Here is a 15,727-nt window from a genome sequence, read left to right as displayed (position 1 = left end):
AGGCTATATTTATAAACTAAAAGATGAACGAGATCATAAAGAAAGACAGCAATTACAAGAAGCGGGGGATGAAAATGGATAAACCAGTAGCGTTGAACTTAGAGATGATTGTGACCATTGTGGATCGAGGAGTAGGAGACGATGTAAATGAGTACTCCAAAAAAGCGGGGGCAAATGGTGGTACAATTATTCATGGAAAAGGTACGAGTACGAAAGAAAAAAATCGCTTTTTCGGGTTGGAAATCGAGCCAGAAAAAGACATTGTTTTAACCTTGGTTCCTGATACGCTAACAGCTGCCGTGATGGATGCGATTGGGAAAGGATTGAAAATTGATAAGCCAGGGAATGGTATTTGTTTTTCCATTGATATTGATAAGGTAATGGGAATTACCGCGATTAATTCTTATCGAAAAGTAGTGGAGATGGAGACATTTTTGGATAATGAATAATAGAATCATGTATAGAAAAAACGGAGCAGCTCAAGACTGCTCCGTTTTTGGTATTTCTTGTTCTTGGGCGAGTTTCCGCAGTTGCTTCATAGCTTTTAAATAAGAGTACAGTAAGACCGCAACAGAGCCCGCCCAAGCTAGTGGTGAAGCTAAGACTGCTCCGGGATAGCCTAGTAACTGGGTTAAGAAAATTGCAGCAAAGGCCCGCATTATCAATTCCATAATACCCGCAATAGTAGGTACCTTTGCTTGACCGAGGCCTTGTAAGGTATAACGCAAAATAAAGAGAATCGCCAGTATCCAGTAAAGACTGGCAGTAATATTGAAGTAAGTTTGGGCTAATTCAAAGACCTTAGTTTCTTTAACATTTACAAATAAAGCTACGAAGTTTTTGCCAAAAACGATTACCGCAATCCCGGCTACAATACTAAAGCCAATACTCATGGTCAAACATTGGCGAACCCCTGTGAGGATTCGTTGGTATTGCTTGGCACCAAAGTTTTGTCCAGTGAAGGTAGCCATGGTTACACCAAAGGACATCATTGGTTGGGTGGCAAATTGATCGATTCGTCCCGCTGCAGCTTGGGCAGCTACTACATCGGTACCTAAACTGTTTAGGGCTGTTTGCAAAATCACTGTGCCAATGGCAATGATGGAGGATTGAAAAGCCATAGGTAAGCCGGCATTCAAATGAGTGAGATAATCCTCCTTGGCCAATTTAAAGTCCTCTCTTTTTAGCTGCAAAAGGGGAATTCGTCGCAAAATATAGATGTAGCACATTAAAGAGGAACTAAATTGGGCAATCAATGTGGCCCAGGCCGCTCCTGCAACGCCCATGTGAAAACTTTTAATAAAGACTAAATCGAGAATCACATTAATAATTACCGCTAAAATCAAGAAAAACAATGGAGTGCGGCTGTCTCCTAAGGCCCGAATCATATTGGAAAGGAGGTTAAAAGCCATGGCTGCAACCATTCCACCAAGGATAATAGAAATAAATGCTTTAGCTTGGGGATAAATATCGGTTGGGGTTTGCATCAAATGAAGCAATGGATCGATGAGTAATAAACTCAAGACAGTTAAAATCAAAGTCACCACTAAACTGATTAAAACACTAACGGCAAAGCTGCGTTTTACGCCTCGATAGTCTTTGGCTCCGTAACGTTGGGCGGTGATAATGGAAAGACCAGCACTTAATCCTTGAGCAAAACCGATAATCAAAAAGGTGATACTCCCTGTGGAACCTACCGCAGCCAGCGCCTCTTTTCCTAGGGTTTGACCAACGATAATCATATCCACCATATTATAAAATTGTTGAAAGACATTTCCCACTAGAAGGGGAATCGTAAATAGTAAGATTAGTTTGGCAGGGCTGCCTTTAGTTAAGTCGCGCATTTGTTTTACTCCCTTGATGTTTTACGAACTTGCATTAGTCTAGCATACTCTTTGTTTGAAAAATATGGAATATCTTATGATTTTTCTTGTGTTTTTTTATGGAAATCATGAAAATAGGGGAGCTTTTTTCAGGAAAGCACATCTCTTCATGACAATTCTCCGAAAAACTGTAATAATAGAAAGGACAGGAGGGAAAAAGATGCAATTGGTATTAATTCGTCACGGGGAAAGTGAAGCAAACTTTCAAAATTATTGGACTGGTTGGCTAGATGTTCCCTTGACATCAAAAGGGCGTTTACAGGCTCAGCAAGCAGGAGAGAAAATCAAATCTGCAAAAATTGAATTTGATCAAGCGTATACCTCCGTATTACAACGGTCGTTAATTACTTGCCAAGAAGTACTAGAATCTTGTGATCAACTGTGGATTCCCACAGAAAAAACGTGGCGCTTAAATGAACGGCATTACGGAGCACTAGTAGGAAAAAATAAAGACGAGATGAAGAGACAGTTTGGGGAAGAACAAGTCAAACGTTGGCGACGGGGCTTTTATCAGCTACCACCCTTCGTAGAACAAAATCACTTTGATCGTCGCTATGCTCATTTGGACCCGAGCTTATTGCCAAAAGGAGAAAGTTTAGCATTGACTTTGGCCCGCGTATTGCCTTTGTGGCAAGACCAGTTAGCACCAGCGTTAGTCGAGGGTAAAAACTTATTAGTAGTCGGCCATGGCAATAGCTTGCGTGCTTTAGTGAAATACTTGGAAGAAATTCCCGATGAGGACGTGGATCAAATCGACATTCCCAACGCCACACCTGTTTTGTATGAATTTACAAAGGATTTACAGATTAAGCACAAAATATTGCTTTAATAACGAACAAAACGACGAGTAAACCGAAAAACGTTAATAAATATTCCGGTTTTCTCTCAGAATTATGCTATACTATGAAAAACTAAAGGGGGAGTTTTATTCATGCGAGCAATTTTAACAGTAATTGGAAAAGACAAGGTGGGAATCATCGCAGGAGTCAGTCAAAAATTAGCGGCTTTGGATATCAATATTTTGGATGTATCTCAAACGATTATGGATGACTATTTTACTATGATGATGATGCTGTCAATGGACAAAACCAGCGATTTTGAAAAGATTAAGGCAGAGTTGAACGAAGTGGGCGAAACGATGGGGGTTTCCATTAAAGTCCAAAACGAAGAAATTTTTAATGCCATGCATAAATTGTAATCACGGGGGTAGCTATGGAAACGAATCAAATTTTAGAAACTATTCGAATGGTAGAAGAAGAAAACTTAGATATTCGGACGATTACCATGGGAATCTCCCTCTTGGATTGTATTTCCACAGACGTCCAAAAAACCTGTGACAATATTTACAATAAAGTCACTACGAAAGCTCGGGATTTAGTGAAAGTGGGCAATGATATTGAAATGGAATTTGGAATTCCTATCATCAATAAGCGGATTTCCGTAACGCCTATTGCCATTATCGCTTCTGCTAGTGGTGGTCAAGATTGTGTAGCTTTTGCGAAAACCCTGGATCGTTGTGCGCAAACTTTAGGGGTCAACTTTATTGGGGGTTATTCTGCCTTGGTGGAAAAAGGCTATCAAGGTGCAGATTTAGCTTTGATTGAATCCATTCCTCAAGCATTAGCAGAAACGGAATTTGTTTGTTCTTCTGTGAATATTGGTTCCACTAAAGCCGGTATCAATATGGATGCAGTTCGCTTAATGGGTGAAACTGTGAAGAAAACCGCAGAAGCTTCTGATATGGGCTGTGCCAAACTAGTGGTCTTTGCCAATGCTGTGGAGGACAATCCGTTTATGGCGGGTGCTTTTCATGGTGTAGGTGAAGCGGATTGTGAAATCAACGTCGGTGTTTCTGGTCCTGGAGTGGTGATGCGGGCTTTGGAAAAAGTCAAAGGGGAGTCCTTTGATGTCGTAGCGGAAACCGTGAAGAAAACCGCCTTTAAAATTACTCGTATGGGGCAAATGGTGGGGCAAATTGCTTCCCAACGATTAGGGGTGCCCTTTGGCATTGTGGATCTTTCCTTAGCCCCAACACCAGCTGTTGGTGACAGTGTAGCAGACATCTTGGAAGAAATGGGTTTAGATTCTGTAGGCACCCATGGTACAACTGCCGCTTTAGCTTTGTTAAATGATGCAGTGAAAAAAGGCGGCGTGATGGCTTGTAATCATGTTGGAGGCTTATCAGGTGCTTTTATTCCGGTTTCAGAAGATGCAGGGATGATACGGGCAGTAGAAAAAGGCTTGTTGAATCTAGAAAAACTAGAAGCTATGACAGCGATTTGTTCCGTGGGCTTAGATATGATTGCCATTCCTGGAGATACGCCAGCTGAAACCATCGCAGCGATGATTGCCGATGAAGCAGCGATTGGTGTGATCAATCAAAAAACTACCGCCGTGCGAATCATCCCGGCAAAAGGTACGCAAGTGGGAGATATGGTAGAATTTGGTGGTCTATTAGGGCAAGCCCCAGTGATGAAAACAAATCCTGCAGCTTCCACAGACTTTATCAATCGGGGCGGGCGAATTCCGGCACCGATTCATTCATTTAAAAATTAGGAGATGCATTTGAAACATGAAGTTTTTCATTTGGGATTTTGATGGCACATTGTATGACAGTTATCCGATGATTTTGTCTGCGGTGATGAACGTATTGAAAAAAAATCAGGTTCAAGCGGATCGACGGGCAGTTTACAAAATGCTCAAAGAATTTTCTTCAAAAAAAGTTGCGGAAACTTATGATATTGATTTTGCTCTTTTTACTGAAGAATTGCACCATTTTGAAGCAGCAGATCAAAGAGAACCCCAGCCTTATGAAGGAGTAGCGGAAACTTTAGCCCAGATTAAAGCAGGTGGTGGTCGTCAGTTTATTATGACGCACCGGATTGCTACCGATACCCAGCGCCTTTTGGCAAATCACGATTTGGCAGATTATTTTGAAGAAATCGTGGGATCTGAACGAAAATTTGCGCGTAAGCCAGATCCAGAAGCGTTAAATTATTTGATAGCCAAATATCAAATGCCCCAATCTGAAACGGTGATGATTGGAGATCGCATCATGGATGTTGTAGCAGGTAATCGAGCGGGAATTGCTTCTTGTTTCTTTGACAATGAAGGCTTGCTAGAAAATGTGCCAGCAGATTTCATTTGTCAACAACCAACCGAAATCGTAGACTTACTTTCCAAATAGTAATTTAAAACTGTTCGAAGTTTTCTTCGGACAGTTTTTTTGCGTATCTTTTGCTAGAGAGAAAGGAGGTTAGTTAGATGGAACCTTGGCAAAAAGCTGACTTTAGGAATAAAAAATGGCTACTTCCTGGAATAATCATCCTTGGCCTTCTGGGAGCAGGTTTTGGCTATTGGCTTTTTGGGAACCATTCCGTATCAGAAGAAGAAAATTACTTAGTTACTAGTCAGGAGATGGAGATGAGCACTAGTTCATCTGAAAGCCGTTGTTTTGTGGATATTAAAGGAGCCGTGGTAACGCCGGGCGTCTATCAAGTAAACTCCGGTGCTCGCGTTTTAGATGTGGTAGCAATGGCAGGCGGTTTAAGAGATGATGCAGCGCAAGCCTATTTGAATTTGGCCGAAAAAGTGGTGGACCAGCAGTTAATTTATGTACTCACGGAGGCAGAAGTTACTGAAAAATCCTTGGCAATACCTTTGCCGGATACGAATCAACCAGCTGCAGCTTCTGAGGTTACTGATGAAAAAGTCAATATTAATACAGCAGATGCAACACAATTGCAAACATTATCGGGAATCGGGATAAAAAAAGCGGAAGCGATTATTGCCTATCGAGAAGAGCATGGACCGTTTAGCAAAATTGAGGATTTACAAGAAGTTTCCGGGATAGGCGAAAAGACGGTTGAAAAACTCCGTGCTTCCATTACAATATAACTAAGTATTTAAATTAGTAATAGATGAAGGAGAATAAGATGAGTGATCAGAGAATTAGTTGGCACGAATATTTTATGGCACAAGCAGTATTGCTTTCTTTGCGGAGTACTTGTACTCGCTTAGAAGTCGGAGCCACATTAGTAAAAGACAAGCGGATTATTGCGGGAGGATACAATGGGGCTGTTTCTGGAGATGTCCATTGTATTGATGAAGGCTGTTATGTGGTGGATGGTCATTGTATCCGCACCTTACATGCAGAAATCAACGCCTTATTGCAATGTGCCAAATTAGGCATTTCTGCGGATCAATCGGAAATCTACGTGACTCATTTTCCTTGCTTAAATTGTACAAAAGCATTGCTACAAGCTGGGGTGAAAAAGATTCATTATTTACATGATTATAATAATGATGCTTATGCCAGAGAGTTGATTGCCCGAGTCGGCGCCTCTGTGCATCAAGTAACATTAGATCCACAGTATTTTGAAAAGCTTTCGCCAAAAGCTTTAGGAGCCCGTGAGACAGAATGATTGGCAAAACCAATTGATTTTCCCGAGTCTATTGGTAAGCTTTTTACTGTTAGCCTTTGCCACAGATGTTTGGTGGCTGTGGCTAGTAGTGACTTATTTTTTGATTGTACTCTGCTGTAAAAAACAGTGGCGGCTAGTAGCCGTAGCGGTTTTTTGCGGCTTTTTTTGTCTCTTGCGCTGGCAAGAATGGCCGAATAAACCAACAAGTACCGAAGAACGACAAGTAGAATTAAGCTTTACTGTCTTAGGCGATACCATTGAAATAAATGGAGACCGAGTTTATTTTGATGGTAAAACCAATTCAGGAAAAGTAGCCGTAACCACCTATATCGAAAAAGAAGACTTAAGTCTTTGGCAAGGCCTACGGAGTAAAACCGGGAAAATCACTGGCAAAGGAATCTTTTCAACCGGTCAACCTCAGCGAAATTTAAAAGGGTTTTCCTATGCAGACTATTTGTGGACCAATGGTTATGAAGGAAATTTTCAACTTCAAGAAATTTCCCAGTGGCAAATGATTTCAGGAAAATTCAGTGTGCGTGAGGTTCGGGGATGGTTAATTCAACACGTGGAAACAACCTTTCCTGCGAAAACAGCTCTGTATTTAAAAGCATTGCTCTTTGGCTATAAAGATGCGGCTTTTCATGAGTTAGCTATTGATTTTAAAAAGACCGGAATTTTGCATTTGTTTAGTATTTCAGGCATGCATCTCTGGTTTTTCTTTGGGTTATTGGATAAAGGATTACGGCGTTTGCGACTGACGAAAGTTGAATCTTTCTTTCCTATGACGTTAGCATTGTCTACGGGAGTAATCTTATTTGGAGCTAGTGCCAGTGTGTTGCGGGCAAGTTTGGCTTTTTTTGTTAATCGTGTTTTATCATTAACGAATCAAAAGTTTTCTGCTATGGATCGCTTTGCCTTGGTACTTTTAGTTTTACAGTTTTTTTGGCCGCCCTTTTTATTGACTGCTTCTGGCCAATTGTCCTTGTATTTAGCTTGGCTGTTGATTTATTTAACCAGTGGTTCCTTTAAAAATGCTCTTTGGCTGACCATTTTACCAGCGCCGTTGCTGATGTATCTTTTTTCGGAATGGTCATGGATTGGGGGACTCTTAACAATTCTTTGTATCCCGTTATTTAGCTGGGGACTATTGCCGGGAGCTTTGTTTTTACTAGCTGGTTCCTTACTCGTTTCCTTTTCTCAAAGCCTTCTGCAAAAAATTGAAGCTTTTTTCAATGTATTTGGCCAGCTTTTTGGGCAAGGAACTTGTTTTTCTATTATTACCGGCCAACCTCCTTGGTGGATAGTGGTGGGTTGTTTACTCATCAGCCTTTTTCTTTACGAGAAGAAGAGCAAGTGGGTGGTGCTGGTTACTATCCTGGTGCCCCTTGTAACAGCTAGTCTGCCACTAAAGGAACAAATTAGTTTTGTAGACGTAGGTCAAGGAGACAGCATTGTTTTACAAAGTCGTGGTAATCGAGAAGTTACGGTAATTGACACTGGAGGTAAATTGAATTTTAAAGAAAAATGGGCTCAAGGAACTAGTAGAGCAAATAGTGAGTATACGCTGATTCCATTTTTGAAAGCGCAAGGGGTAAGACGAATTTCTCGTCTAATTCTTACCCATGGCGACGCAGATCATATGGGGGACGCTTTCACATTGTTTCGTGAATTTCCCGTTGATGAATTAATTGTCGCCCCCGGATGTCTCACAGAAGAAAAGCAAAGGGATTTTCTTCACCGTATCCCTAAATCCACTAAGGTAAGGGAAGTGTTGGCTGGAACCCGTTTAGGAGGTGTATTTTCTTTACAAGTTTTAGCTCCAAATACTCCTGGCAAAGGTGAAAATAAGGACTCGCTGGTGATTCACGGTGAAATGAGCGGGAAACGTTTTTTGTTTATGGGAGATTTAGAACAAGCTGGGGAAAAGGCTTTGTTAAAACGCTATCCTACACTTAAAGCAGATGTTTTAAAAATCGGACACCATGGTAGCCGTAGCAGTACTGCACCGGAATTTATTGAAAAGCTGGAAGTAAAAGAGGCGATTATTTCTTGCGGAGAGAAAAATCGCTTTGGCCATCCCCATGAAGAAGTGTTGCAGACGTTAGTTGATCAAAATGTTCAAATTTATCGTACGGATTTACAAGGCATGATTTATTATTCTGCTGGAGACAATCAAGCTAATTGGACTAGGCAAGACTGGCAAAAGGCAACGGTAAATGGTAGGATAGTTCGGTAAGGATGTGAGCAAATGGATACGCAAAGTGCCCTTCAAGCCATTAAAGAAGAAACTTTAGCACCAATTTATCTTGTTTTTGGTACGGAAAATTATTTGATAGATAAGATTAAAGCAGCTTTTTTAAATCGTCTGCAATTGCAAAAAGATGATTTGGACTTGGTGTTTTTTGATATGGAAGAAGATTTAGTCAATGTGGCTGTGGCAGAAGCTGAGGCCTTGCCTTTGTTTTCAGTAGAAGATAAACGCTTAGTATTTGTAGAGAACTGTTTTTTTCTCACAGCAGAAAAGAAAACAAATCTTCCGGAACATGATTTTACGGATCTTTTGGCTTACTTAAATCATCCTAGTGAAACGGCTGTTATGGTCTTTTTTGCGCCATATGAAAAATTAGATGAACGCAAAAAAATTACCAAAGCGCTAAAAAAACAGGCCGTGCTGATTGAGGCGCAACCTTTAAGTGAAAAGGCGGCAGAAGATTATATTAAACGCTCGGTAGAAGCCAGTGGATTAGTGATGGACCGTCAGACATTGGCTTTGTTTATCCAATTGACAGATTTAGACATTACGAAAAGTATGAATGAACTAAATAAGTTGCAGCTTTATGCTGGAGCCAAAAAAGAAATTTCTCAAAGTGAATTGTTAGCTTTGATACCAAAATCACTGGATCATAATTTATTTGATTTAACAGATCATCTTTTGCAAGGTCGCACAGAGCAAGCTTTGCGCTTGTATCAAGATCTTTTGCTACAAGGAGAAGAGACCATTAAACTAAATGCGGTCTTAATCAGTCAACTGCGTTTGTTTTTACAGACGCAAATCTTAATGAAGTTGGGTTATCAGCAATCAAATATTGCGAAAAGTTTAGGGGTTCATCCTTATCGTATTAAGTTAGCCATGCAACAAGTACGCAAATTTTCTCCAAAGCGGCTGCGACAGCTGTACGATCGCTTGATTGAAAATGACTATCTGGTCAAAACGGGAAAGATGGATAAAGAACTTTTATTTGAATTAACGGTATTAGAAGCGGCAGATCATTTTTGATCTGCTCTTTGTTTGAAGGAGGAACCACTTTTTGGAAAACGCACGGGAAGTACTGCAAACTACTTTTGGTTATTCTGAGTTTCGCCCAGGGCAAGAAGCTTTGATTCAGAAAGTATTAACTAAAGAAAACGTCTTAGGCATTATGCCCACTGGGGGAGGCAAGTCCATTTGTTATCAACTGCCGGCTTTGCTATTGCCAGGTTTGACCTTGGTTGTCTCGCCATTAATTGCTTTAATGAAAGACCAAGTAGATGCTTTAATCGATAATGGCATTTCAGCCACTTTCCTCAATAGCTCCCTTAGTACTTCGGTGCAACAAGAACGTTTGAAAGCTTTAGCAAAAGGGGAGTATCGCTTGTTATACGTAGCTCCAGAACGATTGCAAGGCGGGGAACTGGTTCGGTTGTTAGGAAAAATCGAAGTGTCGTTAATTGCAGTGGATGAAGCCCATTGTATCTCTCAATGGGGACATGATTTTCGGCCTAGTTATTTAGAATTGCCTCATTTTTTGGAGCACTTTTCAGCAGAAGTTCCCGTAATTGCACTAACTGCAACGGCAACGCCTCAAGTGGCGGCAGATATCCAGCAGTTGTTGAATATTCCCCAAGAAAATTTAGTACAAACCAGTTTTCAACGGGAGAATTTGGCTTTTTCAGTGGTCAAGGATCAGCCGGATACCTATCTTTTGGAATATTTACGTACCAATCAAGGGTCTGCTGGGATTTTGTATTGTGCCACGAGAAAAGAAGTGGAAAAGCAATACAACCGTTTGGCTAAAGCTGGGATTAAAGTTGGACGATATCACGGTGGGTTAAGTGAAAGAGAACGGACCAATAATCAAGAGGACTTTATTTATGACCGCATTCAAGTGATGGTAGCGACCAATGCATTTGGCATGGGAATTGATAAAAGTAATGTTCGCTTTGTGATTCACCAACAAATGCCGGGAAATCTGGAATCGTATTATCAAGAAGCCGGTCGCGCGGGACGAGATGGAGGGTCTAGTGAGGCAATTTTGTTATACAGTCCTCAAGACATTCAAATTCAACAATTTTTTATCCAACAATCTGAGGGGGATTTGGCTTATAAGCAACAGGAATATTTGAAATTGCGGGAGATGAATCAATATGCCCACACTCAAATGTGTTTGCAACGTTATATTTTACGGTACTTTGGAGAGTCTAGCAGTGATTGCGGTCGCTGTAGCAATTGTTTAGATGAACGAGAGACAGTGAATATTACCAAGGAAACACAAATGATTTTGTCCTGTGTAAAACGCATGGGGGAACGTTTTGGTAAGGGATTGGTGGTGCAAGTTCTCAGTGGCTCCACCAGTCAAAAAGTCACCCAGTGGCATTTTGAGGAGTTATCCACTTATGGATTGATGAAAGAGTGGCGCCAAAAAGATTTAACTGCATTAGTTGATTATTTAACCGCTAGTGGTTATTTAGATGCCGGGGATGGCCAATTTCCCGCTTTGCATTTAACGGCTCAAGGGGTGGCAGTTTTAAAAGGAGAGTCAGAAGTATATCGTAAACAACCAAAAGTACGCCAGTTAGAAGCCGATGATGGGTTGTTTGAAGTATTACGCCAAAAACGAAATCAATTGGCCCAAGCACAGAACTTGCCACCTTATGTGGTTTTTTCCGATCAAACATTACGCGAGCTAGCCCAAAAGCTACCTCAAACGCGTTTGGAGATGTTGCAAATTAAAGGTGTCGGTGTTAATAAGCTGGATAAATATGGGGCAGATTTTTTAGAAATCTTAGGTAACTATCAAAAATAAGGCACAAAAAAACGACCTCCAAATGGAAGTCGTTTTTTGTATTATTTAGCAAGTTTGCTAGTTAGACGAGATTTGTCACGGTTAGCCTTGTTTTTGTGGATCAAGCCTTTCGTTTCAGCTTTATCAACAGCAACAATTGCTTCTTTGTACAACGCATCCACGTTTTCAGCTCCTGCAGCTACAGCTTCTTCAAATTTCTTGACTGCTGTACGCATAGCGCTTAATTGAGATGTGTTTTTAGCATTTGCAGCGTCGCTCGTTTTTACACGTTTGATTGCAGATTCAATGTTTGGCATCTGGGTTTCACCTCCGGATAAAAAGTCTTGCATGAATAAATTCATACAAATCAACACTAGTCATTATACCTAAAGCTTGTCACCAATGCAATAAAAGTTGTAAAGAATTTTTCCTTAACAGCTGAATTTGCTGAAATGAAAAGAAGAGAAAGGAAAATTTGCAAAGTTTTTTAAGACGAATGAGTTAGATCTCATGAAAATAGTATGAATCAACTATTGCGCCTTTTAAAAAAACAAGATAGAATAATCTAGGTTTGTACGATTATCATATCAAGAAATAAGTGACAAAGCGAGGATACCGTGTTACGGTACCTATGATGTAAAAATAACTTTGGTGGTGTGCATATGAGTATTGCATTAGTCGTGACGGTAGTTTTAGTCATGGGGGTTATTTTTGTAAACGGCTGGACAGATGCGCCAAACGCAATTGCGACAGCGGTTTCGACCCGGGTTTTAAAACCGAATATAGCCATTGGCATTGCCGTGGTCATGAATTTTTTAGGTGCATTGGTCATGACTTACTTCAACTCCCAAGTGGCGGAAACAATTAGTAATATTGTTAGTTTTGATGGCGGTGGCAATGTCCAAGCTTCCCAAGTGGCCTTAGCTGCTTCTTTATTTTCCATCGTGGTCTGGTCAGTTGCGGCTTGGTATTTTGGCATTCCTACCAGTGAGTCCCATGCACTAATTGCCGGATTGACTGGATCAGCCATGGCATTAGGTGGACTTGGTGCGGTGAATGGTGGCGAATGGATCAAAGTCTTAATTGGTTTGGTTGTCTCCACGGTTTTTGGTTTTGGTGGTGGGTATTTATTAACCAAATTAATCGTCTTGATTTTTGCCAATGTTCAGCGGCGCAAAGCCAATAAGTTTTTCACCATTGGTCAAGCCACAGCTGCAGCAGCCAATGCTTTTCTACACGGTGCTCAAGATGGCCAAAAATTTATGGGAGTCTTTATGTTAGGTCTCTTTTACAACGGCTTAGCGGAAAAGAGCGGCAATGGTTTTGTGATTCCCATTTGGGTGATGGCGCTATGTTCATTGACCATGGGTTTTGGGACTTCTGTAGGTGGCATGAAAATCATCAAATCAGTGGGGATGGACATGGTGAAGTTGGAACGTTATCAAGGTTTTTCCGCAGATTTAAGTGCGGCCCTTTGTCTGTTTGCGGCTTCTGTTTTTGGGATCCCGGTCTCTACTACCCATACTAAAACCACAGCTATTATGGGAGTAGGCGCTTCTCGACGTTTGTCTAGCGTCGACTGGCGTATTGTGAAAGAAATGATTTTTGCTTGGGTGATGACTTTCCCAGGCTGTGGGGCTATCGCTTTTGTAATGGCAAAACTATTTATCGCAATCTTTTAAGGAGTGAAAAACATGGCACGGAAGAAACAATATGACTTTTTTAAAGCAATCGCACAATTGGCGGATAATACTCATCAAGCTGCCGAAGTTTTTGCCGGATTGGTGCAGAATTTTAATCCAGAGACGTTTATTGAGGATTCAGAAAAAATCCATAGCTTAGAAAAAGATTCAGACCAAGTAATCAGTGAATTGACCAATGAACTATACGACGCTTTTATTACCCCGATTGATCGAGAAGATATTTTAATCATCTCGGAACGAATTGATGATATTTTAGACGGCATCAACGGCTTGACTTATCTCTTTGAAAACTTAGTTGTGACCCAGATGCGTCCGGAAACGGAACAATTTGCACAAATGATTACCATTGCTGCTAAAGGGGTGCATACAGCCACAGAAGAACTGCCGAAGTTCAAAGTATCCAAAACCTTGAAATCCATGATTGATGAAGTAAATAGAACGGAATCAGAAGCGGATCGTCTGTATTCCAAGTTGAAAAAGCGTCTCTTTACAGAAGAAAAGGATTTGCTAGCGATTATTAAATGGAAAGAAATTTACGATAAATTTGAAGAAACCATTAATGCTAGTGAAGATGCCGTGGATATTATCGATGGCATGATTATCAAAAACTCATAATTATAAAAAAATGCTGGCGATCAAATTTTTGGTCGCCAGCATTTTTTGTAAGGAATGGCAAAAACTAGACTGTTTCGGTTTGTTTTTGTTGTAGAGGGCAGTCACTACAGTCTAAATTGGTTTGGCTTATCGGATTCATCTTCAACATGCGTAAACCGTTTAGGATGACAAGAATCGTACTGCCTTCATGGCCAATCACACCTAAGGGCAAGGAAAGCACTTGAATGAAGTTTGACAGTAGCAACAAGCAAATGACCCCAATGGAGAAAGCAATGTTTTGTTTGATGATTCGTTCCATTTTTTTTGATTGTTGGTGGACCATTTGCAACTTAGTTAAATTATTTTTCATCAGTACCAAATCGGCAACTTCTACGGCTAAATCGGTGCCGTCACCCATTGCCACCCCAATTGTTGCATTGGCTAGAGCGGGAGCATCATTAATCCCATCGCCAACCATAGCGTTCACGCCATATTGTTCATGGAATTGGGCTACGATTTGCGCTTTATCTTGGGGTAAGAGACCAGCCCGATAATCATCTAGTCCTAGGTTATGGGCGATGACTTTAGCGGTTTTTTCATTGTCACCAGTGAGCATACAAGTGTAAATTCCTTGGTCTTTAAAATATTTCACTACTTGAAAGGCTTCTGGTTTTGCCACATCTTGTAAAGCTAGATAGCCTGCTAATTGACCATCTTTCGTTAAATAAATAATCGTATTGCCTCGTTTGTGAAGACGATTAAGGTTAGCAGCTTCGGATTCTGGAAAAACAAAAGCTTCTTTTGTAAAGCTAGGTTTGCCAATGCGCCAAATCTGTCCTTGATAACTACACTGCAAACCAAAGCCAGTAACATCTTCTACTGCTAGATTTTTTTCTTGTTCTGTTAATCTGACTTCCGGGAAGTGATCCACCACAGCTTTTGCTAAGGGGTGAGTGGACAATGATTCCATCGCTACCAGTAATTCTTTTGCGATTGGCTCGGGGTCTAAAAAGACAGCTTCCGTAACAATCGGTTCTCCTTTAGTCAATGTACCGGTTTTATCGAAGGAAACTGCTTGTAAATGGGCAAGGTGTTCTAATGCCACACCGCCTTTTAATAAAATGCCATTTCTAGCGCTACTGGAAATGGCGGCAAGTGTTGCGGGAGTAGCTGAGGCCACTAAGGCACAAGGGGAGGCTACCACTAACATCACCATGCCACGGTAAAAACTCTCTTCCCAACTCCACTGGAAGAAAAAGTGAGAAAGCAAAATCAATAATGGAACTGCTACTAAGACAACTTTTACATAAGTATTTTCAATGCGAGCTAAGAAACTGGCAGTTTTTGTGGGTGTATTTTCCGCTTCTTCTACTAGCCGTAAAATTTTTGCCATCACCGTATCTTGAGAATCTCGCATAACTTTGACTACAAGAGGATTCCCTAGATTTAAGGTGCCGCCAAATACTTCATCTCCTTTGGTCTTGTCCACAGGCATTGATTCGCCATTAATGACGGCTTCGTTGATTAAAGAAGCTCCTTCTATGATGATGCTATCAATGGGAATGGTATCGCCTTTAGGTACCAAAAGAACATCTTCTATGGCTAATTCGGCCACAGCGACGGTTTCTAGTTGACCATTTTTTTGATAACGTTGGGCTAATGTAGGCTGCAAGTTCATTAAAGCAGTGATTTCTTTCCGACTTTTGTTGGTGGTGTATTCTTCGAGAAAACCACTGAGACAAAAGATAAAGGTTAACATCGCCCCTTCAAACCAGTTGCCGGTCAGACATGCCCCAATGGCAGCAAGGGCCATCAATAAATCCACATTCACCGTCTTATCTTGAATCAGTTCTGTGACCCCTTCAGAGGTTTGCTTATAACCACCGCTGATAATGGCGATGATAAAAAGTAGTGGTGCCCAATGAATGCCAGCTCGATTTGCTAACCAACCTGCTACCATAAAAATGAGACAGAGTAGGGTAGCTACAAATGCACGTTTTTCATTTTTTCCCATGAAATCACCTTCCTTCATTTTGAGCATACCACAGGCAAAATCGAATTGATAAAGAAATCGCCTAGTT

15 protein-coding genes are annotated in these 15,727 nt (G+C 40.9%); 12 read left to right on the top strand and 3 right to left on the bottom strand.

Annotated features, from left to right (window positions below):
- The first annotated feature begins 74 nt into the window (after positions 1-74).
- Positions 75-449 carry a P-II family nitrogen regulator gene (locus AB5754_RS09615; RefSeq protein WP_311833723.1) on the top strand — a complete coding sequence of 125 codons (375 nt, stop codon included), beginning with the start codon at positions 75-77 and terminating at the stop codon, positions 447-449.
- A 30-nt stretch (positions 450-479) separates the two neighbouring features.
- Here AB5754_RS09615 and AB5754_RS09610 read toward each other — a convergent pair whose 3' ends face one another.
- Positions 480-1,844, bottom strand: a complete 1,365-nt coding sequence (locus tag AB5754_RS09610) for an MATE family efflux transporter (RefSeq protein WP_368252153.1) — start codon at positions 1,842-1,844, stop codon at positions 480-482.
- 199 nt (positions 1,845-2,043) lie between these two features.
- Here AB5754_RS09610 and AB5754_RS09605 point away from each other — a divergent pair, with 199 nt between their 5' ends.
- The 9 genes from AB5754_RS09605 to recQ all read left to right on the top strand — a co-directional run bounded on the left by AB5754_RS09605 (position 2,044) and on the right by recQ (position 11,370).
- The gene (locus AB5754_RS09605) at positions 2,044-2,712 is read left to right on the top strand and encodes a 2,3-diphosphoglycerate-dependent phosphoglycerate mutase (RefSeq protein ID WP_368259567.1); all 669 of its coding nucleotides are present in this window, start codon (positions 2,044-2,046) and stop codon (positions 2,710-2,712) included.
- A 102-nt stretch (positions 2,713-2,814) separates the two neighbouring features.
- Positions 2,815-3,081 carry an ACT domain-containing protein gene (locus AB5754_RS09600; protein ID WP_311833726.1) on the top strand — a complete coding sequence of 89 codons (267 nt, stop codon included), beginning with the start codon at positions 2,815-2,817 and terminating at the stop codon, positions 3,079-3,081.
- 14 nt (positions 3,082-3,095) lie between these two features.
- Positions 3,096-4,439 carry a PFL family protein gene (locus tag AB5754_RS09595; RefSeq protein WP_368259566.1) on the top strand — a complete coding sequence of 448 codons (1,344 nt, stop codon included), beginning with the start codon at positions 3,096-3,098 and terminating at the stop codon, positions 4,437-4,439.
- A gap of 16 nt (positions 4,440-4,455) precedes the next feature.
- Positions 4,456-5,070, top strand: coding sequence for an HAD-IA family hydrolase (locus AB5754_RS09590; RefSeq protein ID WP_368252441.1), 615 nt, complete (start codon positions 4,456-4,458; stop codon positions 5,068-5,070).
- Positions 5,071-5,147: 77 nt separating this feature from the next.
- The gene (locus tag AB5754_RS09585; RefSeq protein ID WP_368252442.1) at positions 5,148-5,780 is read left to right on the top strand and encodes a helix-hairpin-helix domain-containing protein; all 633 of its coding nucleotides are present in this window, start codon (positions 5,148-5,150) and stop codon (positions 5,778-5,780) included.
- A gap of 38 nt (positions 5,781-5,818) precedes the next feature.
- Positions 5,819-6,307: a ComE operon protein 2 gene (locus tag AB5754_RS09580; RefSeq protein WP_311833730.1), complete on the top strand. Its 489-nt coding sequence runs from the start codon at positions 5,819-5,821 to the stop codon at positions 6,305-6,307.
- A complete protein-coding gene (locus AB5754_RS09575; RefSeq protein WP_368252443.1) occupies positions 6,294-8,543 on the top strand; it encodes a DNA internalization-related competence protein ComEC/Rec2 in 2,250 nt (749 codons plus the stop codon). Before AB5754_RS09580 ends, AB5754_RS09575 begins: the two co-directional genes overlap by 14 nt.
- Positions 8,544-8,555: 12 nt before the next feature.
- Entirely contained in the window at positions 8,556-9,584 is a 1,029-nt protein-coding gene (gene holA, locus AB5754_RS09570) for a DNA polymerase III subunit delta (RefSeq protein WP_368252444.1), read from the top strand.
- 31 nt (positions 9,585-9,615) lie between these two features.
- A complete protein-coding gene (recQ, locus tag AB5754_RS09565; RefSeq protein WP_368259565.1) occupies positions 9,616-11,370 on the top strand; it encodes a DNA helicase RecQ in 1,755 nt (584 codons plus the stop codon).
- Positions 11,371-11,411: 41 nt separating this feature from the next.
- On the opposite strand, the gene rpsT is transcribed toward recQ, so the two are convergent.
- A complete protein-coding gene (rpsT, locus tag AB5754_RS09560; RefSeq protein ID WP_311833734.1) occupies positions 11,412-11,666 on the bottom strand; it encodes a 30S ribosomal protein S20 in 255 nt (84 codons plus the stop codon).
- Between the two features lie 345 nt (positions 11,667-12,011).
- On the opposite strand from rpsT, the gene AB5754_RS09555 reads away from it, so the two are divergent.
- Positions 12,012-13,031 (top strand): anion permease, encoded by a 1,020-nt coding sequence (locus AB5754_RS09555; protein ID WP_368252204.1) that lies wholly within the window; start codon positions 12,012-12,014, stop codon positions 13,029-13,031.
- Between the two features lie 12 nt (positions 13,032-13,043).
- Positions 13,044-13,667: a DUF47 domain-containing protein gene (locus tag AB5754_RS09550; RefSeq protein WP_368252205.1), complete on the top strand. Its 624-nt coding sequence runs from the start codon at positions 13,044-13,046 to the stop codon at positions 13,665-13,667.
- A 64-nt stretch (positions 13,668-13,731) separates the two neighbouring features.
- On the opposite strand, the gene AB5754_RS09545 is transcribed toward AB5754_RS09550, so the two are convergent.
- Positions 13,732-15,660: a heavy metal translocating P-type ATPase gene (locus AB5754_RS09545; protein WP_368252206.1), complete on the bottom strand. Its 1,929-nt coding sequence runs from the start codon at positions 15,658-15,660 to the stop codon at positions 13,732-13,734.
- Positions 15,661-15,727: the final 67 nt, after the last annotated feature.

This window comes from Enterococcus sp. 2201sp1_2201st1_C11_2201SCRN_220225 (assembly GCF_040925905.1).
GTDB classification, from domain to species: Bacteria; Bacillota; Bacilli; order Lactobacillales; family Enterococcaceae; genus Enterococcus_C; species Enterococcus_C asini_A.
The sequence above is the reverse complement of the archived record's forward strand: the minus strand, read 5'-3'. Positions and strand labels throughout refer to the sequence as shown.

Excerpts from the sequence above, each read along its gene's own strand:
- AB5754_RS09555 (WP_368252204.1), top strand. The coding sequence starts at position 12,012 with ATGAGTATTGCATTAGTCGTGACGGTAGTTTTAGTCATGGGGGTTATT.
- AB5754_RS09615 (WP_311833723.1), top strand. The coding sequence starts at position 75 with ATGGATAAACCAGTAGCGTTGAACTTAGAGATGATTGTGACCATTGTG.
- AB5754_RS09545 (WP_368252206.1), bottom strand. The coding sequence starts at position 15,660 with ATGGGAAAAAATGAAAAACGTGCATTTGTAGCTACCCTACTCTGTCTC.
- rpsT (WP_311833734.1), bottom strand. The coding sequence starts at position 11,666 with ATGCCAAACATTGAATCTGCAATCAAACGTGTAAAAACGAGCGACGCT.
- AB5754_RS09550 (WP_368252205.1), top strand. The coding sequence starts at position 13,044 with ATGGCACGGAAGAAACAATATGACTTTTTTAAAGCAATCGCACAATTG.
- AB5754_RS09610 (WP_368252153.1), bottom strand. The coding sequence starts at position 1,844 with ATGCGCGACTTAACTAAAGGCAGCCCTGCCAAACTAATCTTACTATTT.
- AB5754_RS09580 (WP_311833730.1), top strand. The coding sequence starts at position 5,819 with ATGAGTGATCAGAGAATTAGTTGGCACGAATATTTTATGGCACAAGCA.
- AB5754_RS09590 (WP_368252441.1), top strand. The coding sequence starts at position 4,456 with ATGAAGTTTTTCATTTGGGATTTTGATGGCACATTGTATGACAGTTAT.
- AB5754_RS09605 (WP_368259567.1), top strand. The coding sequence starts at position 2,044 with ATGCAATTGGTATTAATTCGTCACGGGGAAAGTGAAGCAAACTTTCAA.
- AB5754_RS09585 (WP_368252442.1), top strand. The coding sequence starts at position 5,148 with ATGGAACCTTGGCAAAAAGCTGACTTTAGGAATAAAAAATGGCTACTT.
- holA (WP_368252444.1), top strand. The coding sequence starts at position 8,556 with ATGGATACGCAAAGTGCCCTTCAAGCCATTAAAGAAGAAACTTTAGCA.
- AB5754_RS09600 (WP_311833726.1), top strand. The coding sequence starts at position 2,815 with ATGCGAGCAATTTTAACAGTAATTGGAAAAGACAAGGTGGGAATCATC.
- AB5754_RS09595 (WP_368259566.1), top strand. The coding sequence starts at position 3,096 with ATGGAAACGAATCAAATTTTAGAAACTATTCGAATGGTAGAAGAAGAA.